The organism is Nocardia amamiensis NBRC 102102 (genome assembly GCF_001612745.1).
GTDB lineage: Bacteria > Actinomycetota > Actinomycetes > Mycobacteriales > Mycobacteriaceae > Nocardia > Nocardia amamiensis.
The window spans coordinates 1-17,534 of sequence record NZ_BDBA01000013.1 but is presented as its reverse complement, the minus strand read 5'-3'; the positions used below and the strand labels follow the sequence as shown (position 1 = coordinate 17,534).

Annotated in this window: 18 protein-coding genes; 9 read left to right on the top strand and 9 right to left on the bottom strand. The window is 65.8% G+C overall.

Annotation, left to right across the window (positions count from 1 at the left end):
• Positions 1 to 3 precede the first annotated feature (3 nt).
• The 5 genes from NA4_RS40055 to NA4_RS03710 all read left to right on the top strand — a co-directional run bounded on the left by NA4_RS40055 (position 4) and on the right by NA4_RS03710 (position 3,427).
• Complete coding sequence (locus NA4_RS40055) at positions 4 to 381, top strand: hypothetical protein (RefSeq protein WP_157128781.1); 378 nt, start codon at positions 4 to 6, stop codon at positions 379 to 381.
• Positions 378 to 1,655, top strand: coding sequence for a PPE domain-containing protein (locus tag NA4_RS03725; RefSeq protein WP_067463864.1), 1,278 nt, complete (start codon positions 378 to 380; stop codon positions 1,653 to 1,655). Before NA4_RS40055 ends, NA4_RS03725 begins: the two co-directional genes overlap by 4 nt.
• Positions 1,648 to 2,427, top strand: coding sequence for an ESX secretion-associated protein EspG (locus NA4_RS03720; protein WP_067463861.1), 780 nt, complete (start codon positions 1,648 to 1,650; stop codon positions 2,425 to 2,427). The genes NA4_RS03725 and NA4_RS03720 overlap by 8 nt, the downstream gene beginning before the upstream one ends.
• Positions 2,428 to 2,909: 482 nt before the next feature.
• Positions 2,910 to 3,122 (top strand): hypothetical protein, encoded by a 213-nt coding sequence (locus NA4_RS42425; protein ID WP_245671087.1) that lies wholly within the window; start codon positions 2,910 to 2,912, stop codon positions 3,120 to 3,122.
• 59 nt (positions 3,123 to 3,181) lie between these two features.
• The gene (locus NA4_RS03710; protein ID WP_067463858.1) at positions 3,182 to 3,427 is read left to right on the top strand and encodes a hypothetical protein; all 246 of its coding nucleotides are present in this window, start codon (positions 3,182 to 3,184) and stop codon (positions 3,425 to 3,427) included.
• A 304-nt stretch (positions 3,428 to 3,731) separates the two neighbouring features.
• On the opposite strand, the gene NA4_RS03705 is transcribed toward NA4_RS03710, so the two are convergent.
• The 6 genes from NA4_RS03705 to NA4_RS03680 all read right to left on the bottom strand — a co-directional run bounded on the left by NA4_RS03705 (position 3,732) and on the right by NA4_RS03680 (position 9,064).
• Positions 3,732 to 4,262 carry a hypothetical protein gene (locus tag NA4_RS03705; protein WP_067463855.1) on the bottom strand — a complete coding sequence of 177 codons (531 nt, stop codon included), beginning with the start codon at positions 4,260 to 4,262 and terminating at the stop codon, positions 3,732 to 3,734.
• An 81-nt stretch (positions 4,263 to 4,343) separates the two neighbouring features.
• On the bottom strand, positions 4,344 to 4,841 hold the full coding sequence (locus tag NA4_RS03700; protein WP_067463852.1) for a hypothetical protein: 498 nt from the start codon (positions 4,839 to 4,841) through the stop codon (positions 4,344 to 4,346).
• Positions 4,838 to 6,127: a hypothetical protein gene (locus NA4_RS03695; protein ID WP_067463849.1), complete on the bottom strand. Its 1,290-nt coding sequence runs from the start codon at positions 6,125 to 6,127 to the stop codon at positions 4,838 to 4,840. The genes NA4_RS03700 and NA4_RS03695 overlap by 4 nt, the downstream gene beginning before the upstream one ends.
• 325 nt (positions 6,128 to 6,452) lie before the next feature.
• Entirely contained in the window at positions 6,453 to 7,091 is a 639-nt protein-coding gene (locus NA4_RS03690; protein ID WP_084496777.1) for a DUF3558 domain-containing protein, read from the bottom strand.
• Between the two features lie 477 nt (positions 7,092 to 7,568).
• Positions 7,569 to 8,159: a Uma2 family endonuclease gene (locus tag NA4_RS03685; protein ID WP_218022246.1), complete on the bottom strand. Its 591-nt coding sequence runs from the start codon at positions 8,157 to 8,159 to the stop codon at positions 7,569 to 7,571.
• 197 nt (positions 8,160 to 8,356) lie between these two features.
• Positions 8,357 to 9,064, bottom strand: a complete 708-nt coding sequence (locus NA4_RS03680) for a hypothetical protein (RefSeq protein ID WP_067463843.1) — start codon at positions 9,062 to 9,064, stop codon at positions 8,357 to 8,359.
• 312 nt (positions 9,065 to 9,376) lie between these two features.
• Here NA4_RS03680 and NA4_RS03675 point away from each other — a divergent pair, with 312 nt between their 5' ends.
• Positions 9,377 to 10,549, top strand: coding sequence for an acyl-CoA dehydrogenase family protein (locus tag NA4_RS03675; RefSeq protein WP_067463841.1), 1,173 nt, complete (start codon positions 9,377 to 9,379; stop codon positions 10,547 to 10,549).
• 9 nt (positions 10,550 to 10,558) lie between these two features.
• Complete coding sequence (locus tag NA4_RS03670; RefSeq protein WP_067463837.1) at positions 10,559 to 11,683, top strand: acyl-CoA dehydrogenase family protein; 1,125 nt, start codon at positions 10,559 to 10,561, stop codon at positions 11,681 to 11,683.
• Between the two features lie 40 nt (positions 11,684 to 11,723).
• Here the strand turns inward: NA4_RS03670 and NA4_RS03665 are convergent, their stop codons facing one another.
• The gene (locus NA4_RS03665) at positions 11,724 to 12,152 is read right to left on the bottom strand and encodes a hypothetical protein (protein WP_067463834.1); all 429 of its coding nucleotides are present in this window, start codon (positions 12,150 to 12,152) and stop codon (positions 11,724 to 11,726) included.
• A 350-nt stretch (positions 12,153 to 12,502) separates the two neighbouring features.
• On the opposite strand from NA4_RS03665, the gene NA4_RS03660 reads away from it, so the two are divergent.
• Together NA4_RS03660 and NA4_RS03655 are read left to right on the top strand one after the other, a co-directional pair.
• Positions 12,503 to 12,727 (top strand): hypothetical protein, encoded by a 225-nt coding sequence (locus NA4_RS03660; protein ID WP_067463831.1) that lies wholly within the window; start codon positions 12,503 to 12,505, stop codon positions 12,725 to 12,727.
• 81 nt (positions 12,728 to 12,808) lie between these two features.
• A complete protein-coding gene (locus NA4_RS03655) occupies positions 12,809 to 13,639 on the top strand; it encodes a GNAT family N-acetyltransferase (protein ID WP_157128780.1) in 831 nt (276 codons plus the stop codon).
• A gap of 175 nt (positions 13,640 to 13,814) precedes the next feature.
• On the opposite strand, the gene NA4_RS03650 is transcribed toward NA4_RS03655, so the two are convergent.
• Together NA4_RS03650 and NA4_RS03645 are read right to left on the bottom strand one after the other, a co-directional pair.
• Positions 13,815 to 15,563, bottom strand: coding sequence for a serine/threonine-protein kinase (locus NA4_RS03650; RefSeq protein ID WP_067463825.1), 1,749 nt, complete (start codon positions 15,561 to 15,563; stop codon positions 13,815 to 13,817).
• A 3-nt stretch (positions 15,564 to 15,566) separates the two neighbouring features.
• A complete protein-coding gene (locus NA4_RS03645; RefSeq protein WP_067463823.1) occupies positions 15,567 to 17,375 on the bottom strand; it encodes a serine/threonine-protein kinase in 1,809 nt (602 codons plus the stop codon).
• Positions 17,376 to 17,534: the final 159 nt, after the last annotated feature.

Sequence of the window (17,534 nt, the reverse complement as noted above, 5' to 3'; positions counted from 1 at the left end):
ATAATGGCCGACGGAAGTATTTCCAAGTGGCAGGAACTGCTCGCGTCCGCTAATGTAGGTGAACTATCCCTCGATCCGGACATCGGTAACGGGCTAGCTCAGGATTGCGACCGCAACATCGATAATCTTGAAGGCGTCTTGCAATTGACGAGAAACATTGAAACCGTCACTGGTTTTGGTGGATTCCCTTCGGGGAAGGTGTTGGAGGAAAAGTTTACATTGAAGGGCTCTACCGGTTCGGATTCGATCCAGAATCGGATCAGAGAGCATATCGATGAGGTGAAGCTGATGCGAGAGGTTTTCGTCAAAGCGATCGAGAACTTCCGGTCCGTCGACCAGTCGAACTCCGACAAGATCGCCGGAATCGATATCCCGTCATGACCTACGAAGAGTATCGGAACCGGATCATCGCGGCGCAGGAGCAGTGGAACCGCGATCGTGCGAATATCTACACCCTCACGAACATCGGCAATGACCAGTTCGACGGGGATTACGAACCGCCGAAGATCACGAACGAAGATCTCGCGCTGTTCGAAACGCTTCCGCTCGAAGACCTGGTCCAGCGGGTGGCTGGCATGAACCCGGGAACCGTACTCCAGGCCGCCGAGGCATGGTTCAAGATCGGCACCGCCTTCCGGGACACCACCGAGTCCTTCAATGCCAGCGTGCAGCGAACCATCGCGGGCGGGTGGTCGGGCCAGGCCGCGGGCAAGGCGTCCGAAGCGGTGCGGACGTACAGTGACGGCGCGGGGCAGTTGACCCACGCCGCGCACCTGCTGCACTTCAAGCTGACCGAGATGTACACCGGCTTGCATCAGACTCAGACGCTGATGCCGGGCGTCACGCAGGTGCCCGACCCGAAGGGGAAGACGCTTCCGCAAGACGGCGTGATGAAGACGGGCGATTACACAACCGAAGAAGCCCGCGCCGAGGCGCAGCGCATCCTCCAGACGGTGTACTGGCAGGTCGCGAACCAGACCGACAATGGAGTGCCGGTCATTCCGGCGGCGCCGAACGTCATCAGCGACTCACCCGGTCCCGCGCCGTCCGGGCCGGGAGTGCCAGGACCAACCGGCTCGGACAACGGCGCCGGACCCGGTACGGGTGACAAAGGCAGCGAGAACCAGAACGGGCAGCCGGACCCCGGCACCCAACCGGCCGGGACTACACCGGAGTCGGTGACTCCCGCGGCCGCGACAACCCCGCAGGCGACCACGTCCACCGCGCCCGGCACGCCGCAGACGACTCCCAGCACCACCACTCCTACTCCGAACGCTCCCGGCGTCACTCCACCCGGCACTCCCGGATCACCGACCGGCCGTACCCCGACTGGTCGCACGCCAACTGGCCGCCCCACGGGTATTCCCGGTTCCCCCAGTATCCCTGGCGCCCCAGGCCGGAGTATCCCCGGCGGACAGCAGCAGCCCGCGGCGGCACCGGCCGCGGCAGCGCGTTCGGGTGCACCCGGCTCCGGCCGCCCCGGAATGGCCGGTATGCCGGGCATGGCGCCAGGCGCGGCACAGCGCAAGGATGACGAGCAGACCTCCGGCGTCAAGGACTACCTGATCACCAAGGCGCACGGCGAGGAAGTCACCGGACTCGACTCGATGCCGAGGACAGTGCCACCGGTGATCGGCAGCAACCCCGATGAGTGAGTGGCGATTCAGCGGCCTCGAGTTCCACATCCTGTTGGCCGCCTACGGCCGGGACCGGTTGCCCTATCCGATCCAATTCCGCCCACAGGCCAGGGATTTCGATAATCTGGCCAGGCAGCGGGACGCGGCGGTCGGAGCGCTGCTCGGAAAGCATTCGATCGAGCTGGAGCGGGCTCTGGGCGTGTTGCTGGAACCGGAGGTGAGGATCGAATCGAAGGGCTTCAGTGGTCCTGATCTGATTCACACCCTCAGGTTCCACGGCGCTGTCCAGGGCGCGGCCGGAGCAACTGTGACCCAGTTGCCTGGCCCGATGCCCGATATCGGCGCGGCTGTGATCGTAAAGTATTGCGCTGCAAGCCAAGTCGCGGCAAACGCGGTCGCGGCGCTACCGGACGCGCAGGCCGGTGCCAACCCGCCGATCGAGGTCCGGCGCGCGGAGGTCACTGCCGACCGGGAACGGCCGGTCCGCCGGGCGCACGAAGTGAGCATCGCCCAGCAACTCGACCGCGTCTTCAAACGCGACCGCCGCGGCCTCGGCGAAGTCACCGTGCTGCCGGGCCCCGCCGTCGACGCCCGCCCGTCGTTCGGACGCGGATTCTGGTGGATGGACTACGAGGACGGCCGCTACTACGTCAAAACCGGTGACCCGATCATCGCCAAACCGATGAACGCCGCAGCGATGATAGCGGAAATCACGCGCCTCACCACCCTCACCCACCGCTACTACCTCGAAGACCGCGAACACGACGAGTACCTCCGCACCCGCCGCTGACAGATCCCCTGAGTTGATTCAGTTCTGTGAACCTTTTCGGTTAGTGCGCACACCGATGGCCGTTGACAGTCGCCTCGGAAGCGGCTCTGCGCCCAAATGTGCGCTCCCGGAGTTCTATACGACTACGGCAGCACGTGTCGACTTGACATCCTGTGGATACCTTCGGCGAAATCCGATATGTCCCCGATATTTTCACCGAACGGGTGTGTTTCGATGCCCGAGTGGGGTTCGAAAGATACGAGCAGGCGTGTCTGTATCTGATTCCGCCGCCGACTGGCCGCCCGACCTATGGCTCCATGACGTAGCGCGATAACCGAGGAGACCGATGAGTAGTACACCGATTCAGCCGCGGACGCTGACTGACCTCGAAACCAGCGTCGTCACCAAGCTGCTGTCGTGGGGCGCCGCCGGCGCCACCGACTACCTGGCGCAGGTGCCGTATTCGCAGGTCGTTGCAGCCTGGGGGTATCGGTTCACCAAGCGTGGATCTGGCAGTGCGGCCCGGTGCGGTGCAAGCATCCGGTTCGCCGGACGGGATCTTCGCCAGTGGAGCGGTCACCGACCGCAACGGATCACCGATCGGCGAGGTCAGTCTATGGGTGGAGAACGGCTGGCTCGGGGGAATCGAGTACGCCTGGTATACGGACGAACGCCCACACGCGCTGCCCGAGCCTGGTCAGATCGAGCTTCTGTAGAGCGCTGTGTCCACGAAACCGGGCCGACCACGAGAATCAGCTGCCGTAGCATTGGAAGTGTGACAGCCGCGCACAACTACTCCGACCTGCACGCGCTCATCGACCGGCTGGAACCTGGTCAAGCGGACGAGGTGCGCCGGCATGTGCTGCCACTGGTGCGCCCTGAGACCGGCCGGTTCTCTGTCCTCCGAACGTTCGATGGTCCGTCGACCGACTTGGGCGCAAGCGCCAAGGACGTTCTGCAGAGTGAGATCGGCGAATCCGATGCTGATCGTTGGCACTGGCCAGTTTATCGCTTACCTTAACCGTCGAGATTCCGATCATGTCCGGTGCGCTGAGTTGCTGAACGGGCGAACCGACGAGCTATTGGTGACACCGAATGTTGTAACATAAGCGTGCTGTCTGGTCTGCAAGTATGTCAGCGCTTCCGCAGAAATCAACCTCGTCGGACCACAGTTCTGGTCGCACTGGTAGTTTGGCGTGTTCGTGGAGCGCGAGCATTCGTCAATGATCCGGATCTGGCCCCGATCCGACGCGGCGTAGCCCACCATGACCCGCGTTCAGCACACCCGAGATCAGCAGGCGGACAGCAGTGGACGTCAGTGACCGTCACCAGATATCGGCCCAAACAGGCCGTTTGGGAATGTCGAACAATGTGGAATTCTTGTGGACCACAATGGGAACCGAGGAGCCGACGCTCAGTTGCTCGGCCAGTGCTCGCGCTTTGGCTTCGCGGAATTGAGGGTAGAAGTACTGCTTCTGCACGCGGGCATCCGCACCCGAGTCCGGGTGCAGGAACTGGGCTTCGACCCGCACCCGCCACAAATCCCAGCTGAGTGTGCCCGAACGGTGCTTGTACCGCAGATCCGACCCGATCACCGCCGCGGACATCGCAATCCCCGCTCGCCGCACGTAATTCCGGCGCAGCCGCCATGCCGCAGCCAGCACGAGCATCCACCCACCCATGCCCAGCAATAGGCTCACAGGAAGAAACAGCGCCATAGCGAGTTGCGAACCAGTCCACCGGACTATCGCGACACCCAGGTTCAGCACGCCCGCCATGAAGGCCACTGCGGCTACCGCGACCCCCAGCGTCCACACCAGCGACATCGGGCCGATCATCTTCCGGGCTCGCCCCATACCGACTCCTCAAGCAAACCGGCAGTAACCCACCGACTGTAACGGCGCACCTCGGAACGCGTAGTCACGTCATGCTGCGTCTCAGCGCCAGCGCCGATCATCAGGGTATTCCTCGAAGTCGTCCGGCCAGTCGCTGGGGCCGACCACGGTTTCGCGTGGTCGCGGACGGCGGGTGGGGGTCTGGGTGGGCGGCCACGTGGGGGCCGGAGGCGGTGTGGGCGCTTGGTGCGGTTCCGGGGTCCATTTCCAGATGAACAACGGCGAGCTCTTCATCTCGGTGACTTCCGGTGGTACCGGGCGGGCGAGGGTTTCGATGTCGCACCAACGGCATTCGCCGCTCCCGACTCGTTCGGCGTATGCCTTGAGCGCCGGGGACGCGGTGTCCATATCGGCGACCATCGAGATGAAGTCCTCGGTCACCTCGGTGGGACCGTCGAAGAGTTCGTCGATGTCGATGTTGGCGAGGCGGATCGTGGCGGTGCGTAGATTGTCTACCGCGTCCATGACCTTTCGGGCGATGGCCTCCACCTCGGGGTCGAGATCGGGCTCCCGCATGCTGCCCCATTGTGGTCTCGTCATGGCGCGTTCTCCCACGGTGCGGAGCCGGACCCGGCGTCATAAGACTGTGTGGGGCGGTTCACGGTGTCGCCGTAGTGGGAAATTTGTTCGACATCCTTGGCGACGGCCGCCGCACGGGTCGCGTCGTCAATTTTCTTGGTGACGGGCGCGATCGCCTCTTCCAGCTTCTGTTTCGCATTCTCCTTCAACTGGCCTACCGGATCCTTGATGAAGTCGAGGAGCTTCTTGAAGGCGTCGGCAAGCTCTTTGATCTTTCCGACCACGTCGATGGCGGCTTTGATGAGCAGACCGATGTCAACGACCAACTTGGCGATGCGGGCAGCTCCGAGACCTGGGACGGCTGCGGACAAGATATTGGCGACCGACTTGAGAGCGCCCTTGATGTCGTCGAAATCGACATACTTGTTGAGCATCCCCCACAGCTTTTCGAGGATTAATTTGATGCCATCCCTGATCATGTCGGAGACCGCACCCGCGCAGTCACTGACAATTCGGCCGACCGGGCCTTCCCATTTCATTGCCGCGACCTGCTTGGTCGCCCACTCGTTGAAGGCTATAGAGGCTTTACCGTCCCAATGGGGTTTGCCGTCCGTGCTGCCATCGATCCGCTTTACCCCGGATTCGAGATTCTTACCGCATGTCTCGAGCCCATTGCCAGCTGCTTTGTAAACCTCACCGAGCCTGCGGATCTCGGACCAGTTTCCTGGAATCGGCTCCAAGCATGTTACCAGCGGGTCATATTCGGTTCCCGCCGCGCGAGTGATGCTCTTGATAGACTCGTTGACACTGCCGAGTACCGGGAAAACTTCGGCGATAAGAGCCGCAAGCTCCTCTTTGTTCGCCACTGGCGCTTTGAGTTCGAAAGATTCCGGCTTCGGGTAGGTGGCTGGTGCGACGTATGCCTCGGTGGCTCCTTGGAATTCGGTAGCCGCGTCAACGGTCTCCGAACCACCCTTACTTGGGCCCACCGGTCCCAAAAAGGTGTGACTATTCAGCGCCTGGTAGTTCTTCTGGTCCTGATCGTGATACATCCAGGCTGCTTTATTGAGCTCGGTACCGGTGTCCAGGGTGGTACTTGCGAGCACCGCGTGGCGCTGGGACATCCAGTCGGCCGCATCATTGATAGGGGCAACCAGTGTGTCGATGATCGGTCCGTGGAGCCAATCCGCGGCCTTCCCCTCCTTCGCCACGAAGTTGGACGCCGACAGGGCGTCTCCAGCTATCGAGGTGACGAAATTGCTCAGACCAGCAATTTCGCTGGGATTCGCTGCAAATGTCTCGGTCATTCGTATAACGCCCTAGCTCTGTTCTTTCCACCGAAGAAGCGGAGCCGAACATCATTGCCCCACCGCAAGACTCGCACCGAGGACCCTATGCGTGCGGGCATGGTCTGTCAAATGGACAGGGGCTACCGCGCTGTCGGCCAATAGCTGCAGACCGGCGGTACTGGGGTTGGGGGACAGGCGGTTTCGGAGATGCGGGGGAGGGTGTAGGCCTGAGGGCGATGGGGGTGAGTTACGCCTGTACTGATGAAACCCGCACACCGCCGGCTCCGAATGCGCCTGCGCGGTCGCCGACCACGCGGGCCGCAGACCCGGTGAAAAATCGAGACTAGATGGTGTCGAGTGATTCGCTGAACGTTTCGGCGATATGGCGGATCTGGTCACATGGCGAAGGCACTGCAACCGGACCGCGGGGAACAACCAGGCTAACCGTGAAAATCCCGTCGGATGATTTGATCGACGCCGAGCAAGCGCCTTCACTCTGCGGAGTCCGGTACAGCGCGGCCTCGCGCCCACCGATCGTGTCGGAGTTGAATATGATGTGGCCCGGGTTCTTCCGGATATCGTCAAGAGTCAAGTCGCTGGATGTCACCGACACCGCGCCGGTGGAGTACTTCTCGCCATTAACGAGTGTCTCACGCCAGAATTGGCAGCCGATTTTCGTGAACAACGTGGAAATGCCTTCTTCTGTGGATCTTTCGCGAGTCGCCGGGTCGAATCCAGCCCGGGTTACCAGGTCGTCGCCCACACTCACACACGGATCGAACCGAACCTGTTCGACGCCGGTCTGCACCGGCGCCGGCGGGACGCTCACCTTCACCGAGGCGTTCGCCCCGGCAGGCATCGTGGGCGATGCCTTTGCCGAAACCGCCGTGTTCGCAGCCTGATCGGTGGAACTACCAGCACAGGCGACCAGCGTCGTCACACTCACCACCAGGCAACCAGCGGCGAAGCTTCTTCTCATCATCGAAACCCTGCTCGTTGAGGTCGCCGCCCAATCCTAGCGGGACCAGATGGTCACAAGTCGTCTCTGATCATTGCAGAATGCGAGCAAGTCGAACCGCTTGGTCCGAATGAAGGCGCCGCGGCGGTGTCGACTATGTCGGTCGACGCACTGCTCAGAAAGCACTCGATCGAGCTGGAGCGGGCACTGGGTGTATTGCTGGAACCGGAGGTCAGAATCGAATCGAAGGGCTTCAGTGGCCCGGACCTGACCCACACCCTCAGGTTCCACGGCGCTGTCCAGGGCGGGGCCGGAGCAACTCTGACGCAGCTTCCTGGCGCGCTGCCCGATACCGGCGCGGACGTGATCGTAAAGTACTGCGCGGCACCGCCGGATGCGCGATGGAATGCGAATGGGCCTTGGCGCCAAGGGAATTGGGTATTACTTGACCGAACATCGGCATCTCGGACCGGTCAGCGAGTAACGGGACCGGTCTTCGGATCAGTGGCCTGGGTCAGATCGAGATCGATATGGAATGGCACAGTGAGCCGGAGCCGGTCGTGATGGATGCCGGTGGGTGCGTAGGACTCCGTGGCCGGGTCGAGTTCGTACGTAGACCACCGCACGGCCGTCGACGTTCTCCACGCGCCAGAAATGCGGGATACCTGCCTGCGCGTAGAGCTGTGGCTTGCGCTTGCGGTCCCGCTCGACGGAGTCGGGCGACACGACCTCGACAGCGAGGACGACGTCGGCGGGCTGATAGGTCGTCTGGTCGAGGCCGGTGTCGGCCACAGCATCGACGATCGTGATGTCGGGCTCCGGGCGTTGGCGCGGACCGAGCGTCACGGTCATTTCCCGGCACACTTCCCAACCTTCGGGGGCTTGCTGAGTGAGTTCCCAGTCGAGGAAACTGATGACACGCATATGAAATTTCATCTGCGGGCTGACGAAGACGAGGCTCCCGTCGATCAGCTCGGTATGCGGGGGAAGGTCGGGTAGGCGGTCGAGATCCTTGGCGATGTATCCCCCGGGCGGAGGCACCGGCCAGTCCAGCACCGCGCGATCGCCCTTCGGGGGCCGGTCGGCGGTCATCGGTTCCTCGCTCCATTCACAGTGACCGATTGAATACGGCCAGTACCGCACCGTGCGCTGTACTCCAGCTGGGATCGCAGACGACTTCCCGCTGGTCGTGCGTCATGACGGGACGTCGCCGGATATGCCCGCGCCGGACACAACCGGTCGGTTGTGCATCGGTAAGTGGGCGTAGTGGCTGCGGGCTTGGTCGCAGGCTAGGGAGTCGCGGGGGCGGGCGCAGGTCCGGAGCCGTTCGGGCCCGGCGGGACCGGTCCGGGAGCCGCCGGTGCGGGGGCCGGGCGGTCGGGCACCGTGAATAGGCCGACGGTAGGTGTCATCACACAGTGCGCGAACGGGTAGTCGATGATGCCCCACATCGAGGCCAGCACCGTGCCCGGTCCGCTGTTCACCGTTTTGGACAGCGACGGCAAGCGGTATTCGGTCACGTCGTCGAGCGGGGTGATCCCGCTGGCGCCGTTGTTCACGTTGACCCAGGCGACGACGAGCCCGGAGGCCAGCGGCGCGCCCGGGTGCGACGGGGTGGCGCTGAACCGCAGTGCGCCGGGCGGGACGTTCAGGTCCCGGGCATTGCCCGAACCGTCGGTGGTCGCGGCGGCGATGACCGTGGTGATCGGCCCGTTGCTGCCGCAGCCGAAGGTGGGGGCGGCGTAGGCGAAGGGGGTGAACACACTGGAGACGTCCCGCAGGTTGGCGGCGTCGACCAGGGTGGCGTACCGGGTGAGCGCGGCGACGCCTTCTTGCGTGGCCGGGTCGGATCCGGCGGTCTCGGTCAGCTGGGCCAAGCCCGTGTCCACGGGCGCCGGGGTCTGCTCGGCGGCCGCCGGAACGGCGAAAGTCAGAACCGCGCCGATGCCGAGAGAAGCCGCGGCCGCGGCGGCGCGTGCGATGGTCCTGCCGGTCACTCGTTCACCTCGATACGAATCGTGCCTGGTCCCCGAACTACGAGCAGCAACGTACCAGGTCCCCGGTTCCTTCGTGCCGGATAGTCGGCTGCCCCGCCTTCGCAGGCATAGGCGTGCGGCCGGGCCGCGTCCGCTGCGCCCTTCCTATGGCGTCTTCTCCCAGGTCCGGCGCGGGACCGCGGCATATTCCGCCCGACGGAAAGCCGTCCGTGAACAGACCCGCCCGACCTCTCGGTGTGATCCAGTCGACAGTGGACGTTTGCCGCAGGGTACGTTTGACTCGGGACGTACGAGACACACAGGGAGCTACGTATGAAACTATCCTTGTCCCCCGACGACGTCGCCTTCCGCGACGAACTGCGAAAGTTCTATCGGACCGAGATCCCGGAGAACATTCGCGAGCGCGTGCGCACCGGCCGTGAGTTGTCCCGCGAGGACTTCGTCACCGCGCACAAGATCCTCAACGACCACGGCCTCGCGGTGCCCAACTGGCCCGTCGAGTGGGGCGGCAAGGACTGGACGCCGATGCAGCGCCACATCTGGCAGGACGAGATGCAACTCGCCTCGGTGCCGGAGCCGCTGACCTTCAACGCGCAGATGGTCGGCCCGGTGATCGCCCACTTCGGCTCCCAGGAGCTGAAGGAGCGCTTCTTGCCGCCGACCGCCGCGCTGGACATCTGGTGGTGCCAGGGCTTCTCCGAGCCGGACGCCGGCTCCGACCTGGCCTCGCTGCGCACCACCGCGGTCCGCGACGGCGATTCCTACATCGTCAACGGCCAGAAGATCTGGACCACGCTGGCCCAGTACGCGGACTGGATCTTCTGCCTGGTCCGCACCGACCCCACCGCGGCGAAGAAGCAGTCGGGCATCTCGTTCCTGCTGTTCGACGTGAAATCGCCGGGCGTGACCATCCGTCCGATCAAGATGATCGACGGCGGGTACGAGGTGAACGAGGTCTTCTTCGAGAACGTCCGGGTGCCCGCCGATCAGCTGGTCGGCGAGGAGAACATGGGCTGGACCTACGCGAAGTTCCTGCTCGGCAACGAGCGCACCGGCATCACCGGCGTCGGCCGCACCAAGGTCAAGCTGGGCGTCGCGAAGCAGTACGCGGCGCAGACCAGGTCGGGCAACGGAACGCTGCTGGAGGACCCGGTCTTCGCGGCACGGGTCGCCGAGCTGGAGAACGAACTGCTCGCGCTGGAGCTCACCCAGCTGCGTGTGGTCTCCAACTCCACGGACGGCAAGCCGAATCCGGCCTCGTCGGTGCTGAAGCTGCGCGGCTCGGAGCTGCAGCAGGCGGCCACCGAGCTGCTGCTGGACATCGCGGGCCCCGACGCGATCCCGGTGGAGGCGGACGATGTCGCCTCGCCCGGCTGGGCGCAGCGCAGCGGCCCCAGCTACCTGAACTACCGCAAGACAACCATCTACGGAGGCTCCAGCGAGGTGCAGCGCACCATCATCGCCTCCACGATCCTCGGATTGTGAGGCGTCACCATGGATTTCGATCTCACCGATGAACAGGTCATGCTCCGCGACACGGTTCGCGACCTGCTCGCCCGCACCTACGACGCCGAATCCCGGCTCAAGATCACCGATTCCGACCTGGGCTGGAGCCGCGATGTGTGGCGTCAGCTCGCCGAACTCGGCGTGCTCGGGCTGAGCTTCGCCGAGGAGGACGGCGGCGTCGGCGCCGGTCCGGTGGAGACGATGGTCGTGCTGGAAGAGGTCGGCCGCAGGCTCGCGCCCGAACCGATCCTGGACGCGGTGCTGGTACCGGGTGGGCTGATCGCCGCGGCGGGCAGCGCCGAGCAGCGGCAGCGGATTCTGCCGGAGGTCGCCTCGGGCGCGAAACTGCTCGCGTTCGCCCACGCCGAGCCCGGGGTGCGCTGGCCGGCCACCGAACTGGCGACCACGGCCGCCCCGAACGGTGATTCGTACACGCTGACCGGTGTCAAGAATCCCGTTCCGCACGGTGATTGCGCCGACGAGCTGGTGGTGAGCGCGGTATTGCCGGACGGCGGGGTGGGGCTGTTCCTGGTCGCGCCGGACGCGGCGGGCGTTGTCCGCAAGGCCTACCGCACGGTGGACGGCCAGCGCGGCGCGCAACTGGAACTGACCGACGCGCCTGCCGAGCGGATCGGTGCGGGTGACGCGGCCGAGGCGATCGCCTCGGTGCTCACGCACGCGCAGGCGAGCCTTTGCGCGGAGTCGGTCGGCGCGATGGAAGAGGCGCTGCGGCTCACCACGGAGTACCTCAAGCAGCGCAAGCAGTTCGGTGTCACGCTGTCGAAGTTCCAGACCCTCACCCAGCGTGCGGCGAACATGTACGTCTCGCTGGAGCTGGCGCGCAGCATGAGCCTGTACGCCACCGCGTCGCTGGCCGACGGCGCCGACGACCCGGTGATCGCCTCGCGGGCGCGCTTGCAGGCCGGTCGCGCGGCACGCCACATCGGGCAGGAAGCGATCCAGATGCACGGCGGCATCGGCGTCACCGCCGAGTACCCGGTCGGCCACTACGTGGCCCGGCTGACTGCGATCGAGCGCACCCTCGGCAGTGGGCTCGAGCATCTGCGGGTGCTCAGCTCCCGTGTCGGCGACTACGAGTTGCCGGAGCTGTAGGACTGTGCGGTGGTGTGCGATTCATGCACACCACCGCAGGTCACTCCTCTTCGTCTCGCGCGGTGGTGGTTCTGCGCGCGGTGGCGGTCGGCTCGTCCGATGATTCGGCCGCACGCGTGGTGGACGGCGGCCGCGTGTCCCCGGGCGGTGCGGCGTGCGCGGGGTCGTCGACTGGGGCGGCAGGGTCGGCGGAGGTGCTGGTGATGAAACCCGCGAACGGTGTTGCGCGGTGCTGGTTGTACGGCGCGACCTTCCAGGTCGGGGAGGGCGGGATGATCACCTGGGGGGTCGTCGGGCCGGTGGTGTCCTCCCGGACGACCGGCTCGGCATGCTGACCCGCCTTCAGCGGCGGTGGCGGGACGTAGGTGTCGTGCTTGCCGACCCCGCACGCGCCGATCAGGACGAGCCCGATGGAAACCGCTCCCGCGGCGATCGCCGGACCGGCGATCTTGGCCTTGCTGCTCTCCATCGGTGACACTCTCCTCGCGTGTATCGAGTGGCCTCACCCTACTCGGGGCCGGTCGGCCGAGCGAGGTGAGTGGTCGCTGGGATAGGCGCCCGAGGGCGTCTTAAAACGCTGATAGTTCAGATATCGAATTGGTCTCTTCGGCGTGTCGCGGGCACGTGTCGCTATCTTCCGGCGTGCCGGAGTCGTAGCGTGTGTGAGCAAAGTTACGCGTGAGACGCCGGTATCGGGCTGAGAGACACGTTGTGTGAGAACGTGACAGTGGTTCTCTGACCGGCGTCATCGAGGAGTAGATGATGGGAGCTTACTCGACAGCTTCCCGGCGTGGGTCATCCCACGCCGCGGAGGATGCGGTGGCGGCAACGACACAGCATCCGGCGTCGAATCAGCAGGCGCGCAGGCTGTCCACGATTCTGTCGCGGACGCTGGCGTGGCTGATCTTCATCGGCGGACTCGTCGGGGCGGTGCTCGGCATCGCGGGCCTGCACGTCGAAATCACCGTGGCCGGACTCATTCTCGCGTGCACCGCGGGGCTGGTCCTGCTCAAGCTCCGTGCGGGTGGTGGCGAACCCGACTGACCCGGCCGGGCGCTTGTCCGCTTTCCGTGCTGGTGCGAAATATGCGGGCGCGCAATACTTCAGGCGCATACCGTGGACTACATGAGGATCGAGATCACCACCGATGCGACCGAGTTCCGCTCGCGCGCCGAGCCGTTCCTGCTGCGTGATCCGTTGCGGCATACGGTGATCACCACCAGTGTCGCCAATCACGTCACGGGGATCGACGCATCGGACGAGCTGTCACGATTCCTCTCGGTCCACGACGAGGACGCTTCGGCCATCGGTGTTGCCATGCGGGTACCTGGCCACGACGTGTACCTCGGTGAGCTACCGCCCGGCAGCATCGCCGCGGTGGCCAGGGCGCTGGCCGACGTTGTTCCCGACAGCGCGGGTGTCGAGGGGATCATCGGTGACGCGGCCGCGTTCGCGCAGCACTGGTGTGCGCTGTTCGGCACGGGATTTCACCAGTCCTACGTCACCAGGTTGCACCGGCTCGGTGCCCTGCGGGTCCCGGGTGTCGCCGGAACCCCGCGCCAAGCGGTCGAATCGGATGTCGCGCTGTGTGCGGACTGGGCGGCAGCCATGCGCGTCGAGTCCGGGCTGCTGCACGGACTGGACGAAGCCTCGGTTCGGCGGCGCGTGCTCGCGGGCCGCTGGTGGCTGTGGGAGCGCGATGGCGAGCCCGTGAGCCTTGCCGCCCATCAGACTCCGATCCAGGGCTGGTCGCGGATCGGACCGGTCTACACCCCGCCCGCCGCGCGCGGGCACGGCTACGCCACCGCGGTGACCGCCCACGTGGCGAAGCAGCTGCGCGCCGGAGGCTTGGACGTCTGCCTGTTCGCCGACACGGACAACGCCACGGCGACGCGGATCTACCGCACGATCGGCTTCCACCCGACCCACGACTTCGCGCATTACGCCTTCGATTAGGTCCTTGCCCGATCGGCGCACAGTGCCGCGGCGAACACCGGGAGGCAGGCTCGGCGGCCTGGGTCAGCCGTTGATCATCGCCAGCGGCTGCCGGTACCGCTCCACCCGTAGGTCATCGGCGATCGTCAGCGGTCCAGCATCCAGTCGCGCAGCGCGCCGTCGTAGGCGCGAGTGCTCAGTTCAGCGGCGCTGAGTTCCACCAGTTCATGAACTCGGCATCGGTGGCGATGAAGCCGGTGCTGTACATCAGCATGGCCGCTCGGTCCGGGGCGCCGGGAAACGCGGTGACCATGCGCGGGCGGAGGTTGCGGCTGCCGCGCAGGGTGTAGTTCGTGTAGGTGTGGCCGTTGTTGGTGGCGTCGGCGCGGTCGTTGGCGGGCAAGGCGTCCAGCACGGCCTGTGCGTCGGCGGCGGAGCTGTAGAGGTAGAAGTCGAAGGCCGCCTTGTTCGGTCCGCCGAAGCAGCTCCACATCAGCACCCAGGCGCCGAGATCCGGGTCGTCATGGTCGGGGGTCGTTTCACCCGGTTCGTGGGCGAAGCAGCCCGCTTTGTTGTATCCGGTTCCGGCGTGCACCAACGTGTCAGCCGTGGTCTCGGGCAGCATGTCCGGGAAGGCGGCGCTCAGTTCCGCGGCGCGGGCGCCGGTCGCGGCACGATCCGGGGTGGCCGCAACGGTCGTGGTCGAAGCGCTTGCGGCCGGGCGGCCGCGAGTCGAGGGCAGCACGTTCTGGGCGCGCACGGTGGTCGTGGGACTGGTGGAACCGGGGGATCCGGTGTCGTCGAACGTCAGCTTGATAATGAGGCCGATCAAGCCGAGCACCAGCAGCAGTCCGAGCCACCCACCCACCGAGGCATGCCAGCGGGAACGTCGTACTGGGCCGAGATAGGCGCGTGCCTCCCGCCGCCTCGCCGACGAATCCGCCTGGAGGGCAGGTGGATTCTGCTGAGGAGGCGGCTGCCACGACGGCCCCGTCGACGAATCGGCGGGGGGTGCAGGGTGACTTGGTGGAAGAGGCGCCTGCCACGACGGCGCCGTCGACGAATCGGCCGCGGGTGCAGGGTGATTCGGCGGAAGAGGCGGCTGCCACGATGCCGGCGCCGTCAGCGCCTGCCATGCCGCGGCGGCGAATTCGGCACAGGAGTCGAAGCGGTCGGCAGGGTACTTGGCCATGGCCTTGGCCAGCACCGCGTCCAACGCCACCGGCAGTCCTGGGCGCAGCCTGCTGACCGGCGGCGGTGGTGCGCTGAGATGTCCCTGGATCACCGCGACCGGATTGGTGGCGTCGAACGGCACCGTGCCGGTCAGCAGCCGGAATAGCGTGCAGGCCAGGGAATACTGATCCGCCCGGTGATCCAGCACCGCCCCGGAGAGCTGCTCCGGCGCCGCGTAGGCCAGGGTGGCGGTGAAGGTGCCGGTCTGCGTGAGCTTTCCGGTGTCGTCCCGGAATCGAGCTATGCCGAAGTCGGTGAGGTAGACGCGTTCCGGCCCGTCCTCGGCGCGTTCCAGCAGAATGTTCGCCGGTTTCACGTCGCGGTGCAGCACGCCGCGGCTGTGCGCGAAGTCCAGCGCTTTGGCCGTCTCGGCGATGATCTGCACCGCCCGGTGCGGCGGGAGTGTCCACGCGTCCACCGCGGCGGCATCGGTGCCGTCGATATAGCGCATGCAGATCCACAGCCGCTCACCCTCGACGCCGCGATCGAACACCGTGACGATGTTCGGGTGGTCCAGCCGCGCGACGAGATCCGCTTCCCGCTCGAAGCGGGTGCGGATCTCCTTGTCGTGGAACAGCTCCGGGTTCAACAGCTTCATCGCCGTCAGCCGGGGCAGCCGCGGATGCCGCGCCAGGTACACCGAGCCCATCCCGCCGCGGCCGAGCAGGCGTTCGATGGTGTACCCGGCGAAAACCTCACCGGTGTTCAGCATGGGTCAGTTCAGCGGAGCCGAGCGCCACCAGCGCAGCAGCTCGTCGATCGTAGTGAAGCTGAAGCCGTCGGTGTACATCAGGAACTGGGCGCGATCCGGGTCACCGGTGAACGAGGTGACCATCTTGGCGCCGTTATCGGTGTATTTGTAGTTGGTGTAGGACTTTCCGCCGTTGTTGTCGGTGGACTTGGTGGTCTGCGCGGGCAGGCCCTTCAGCACGCTCTGCGCGTCGGCGGGCGTCTTGTAGGCGTAGATGCGGTAGTACGGATCGTCGTTGTTGCCGCCCTTGTAGCAGCGCCATTGCACGGCCCAGTCACCGAAGTCCGGGTCGCCCTGGTTGGGCGACGGCGGCGAGCTCGGCGAGGCCAGCCAGCACTCGGCGCCGTTGTAGCCGATCTCCTCGGTCTTGGAGGCGGGCACCATCCGGGGGAACTCCGCGCTGACCGCTTCCGGGGTCGGGTCGATGAGGTTCGGCTTGACCGCCGTAGTGGTCGTCGGAGCGGCGCTCGAGCCCGAATCGGAGACCACGCCGATGATGCCGAGTGCCACCACGATCAGGACCACGACGCCCACCGCAATGCCGATGATCAGACCGGTGTTCTTCTTGGCCGGTGGTCCCGCCGAGGGATGCATGTGCGCGCCGTGCGGCGGAGCGGCGAAGCCGGAGAACCCGGTTTGCCGGCCATAGGGATTGGCGGCGGTGGGCTGCGGCGCCGGGCCGGTGTGCGGATTCGGGTTCACCATCGTCGCCGACGGCGGAGTCACCGGCGACGCACCTGCGGCAAGCGAATTCGGTCCGCTGGTGTGCGGTCCGTTCACCTGGTAGCCGGGGCCGCTCACGTGGCCGGCGTGCGCCACCGGGTAGGGCGTACCGGTCGTCGGAATCTGCGGCCCGGTCGTCGGGCGCGGCCCCATGGTCGGCTGCGGTGGGCCGGTAGTCGGCCGGGGACCGCCGACCACCGGCATCGACGGCGCACTCGGATTGGTCAGCGCCTGCATGGCGGCCGCGGCGAATTCCGAGCAGCTGCTGTACCTGTCATCGGGACGCTTGGCCATCGCTTTGGCGAGCACGCCGTCGAGCGCGTAGGGCAGCCCGGGCCGGACGCTGCTCAACGCCGGTGGCGCGCCTTGCAAGTGCCCCTGGATGACCGCGGCCGGGTTCGTCGCCGAGAACGGGCCGGTGCCGGTGAACAGCCAGAACAGCGAGCAGGCCAGCGAATACTGGTCGGAGCGGTGGTCGAGCGCGGCGCCGGTGAGCTGCTCGGGCGAAGCGTAGGCGAGGGTCGCGGTGAAGGTGCCGGTCTGGGTGAGATGACCGGTGTCGTCGCGCAGTCGCGCGATACCGAAGTCGGTGAGGTACACCCGCTCACCACGCCCGGCGCCGGAGCGGGCCAGCAGGATGTTGGCGGGTTTCACGTCACGGTGCAGCACGCCGTTGCCGTGCGCGTAGTCCAGCGCGTCTGCGGTCTCCTTGATGATCTGGACGGCGCGTTCGGGCGGCAGCGACGCCGGTTGCACCGAGGCAGCATCGATGCCGTCGATGTACTGCATCGAAATCCACAGTTGCTCGTCCTCGAGCCCACGGTCGTACACCGTGACGATGTTCGGGTGATCGAGCTGGGCGACCAGATCCGCCTCCCGTTCGAACCGCGCCCGCACCTCCTTGTCGAAGAACATCTCCCGATTCAGCAGCTTCAGCGCGGTCATCCGCGGCAGCCGCGGATGTTTCGCCAGATATACCGAGCCCATGCCACCGCGGCCGAGTTGCCGCTCGATGACATAGCCGGCGAAAACGTCACCGCTGGCCAGCATGACTGCTCCACTTCCCGCCGCGCGCCGGGACCCACCGGCGAACAGGCGTACAGCATCAGAACGCGCGGTCCGAGATGGGCCGGACCACGGAAAACATTGAAACCTTAGCAGTAGTCGCGCGGCCGCCCATCGCTCGTCGAGCGTGGCGACACGCAGGTG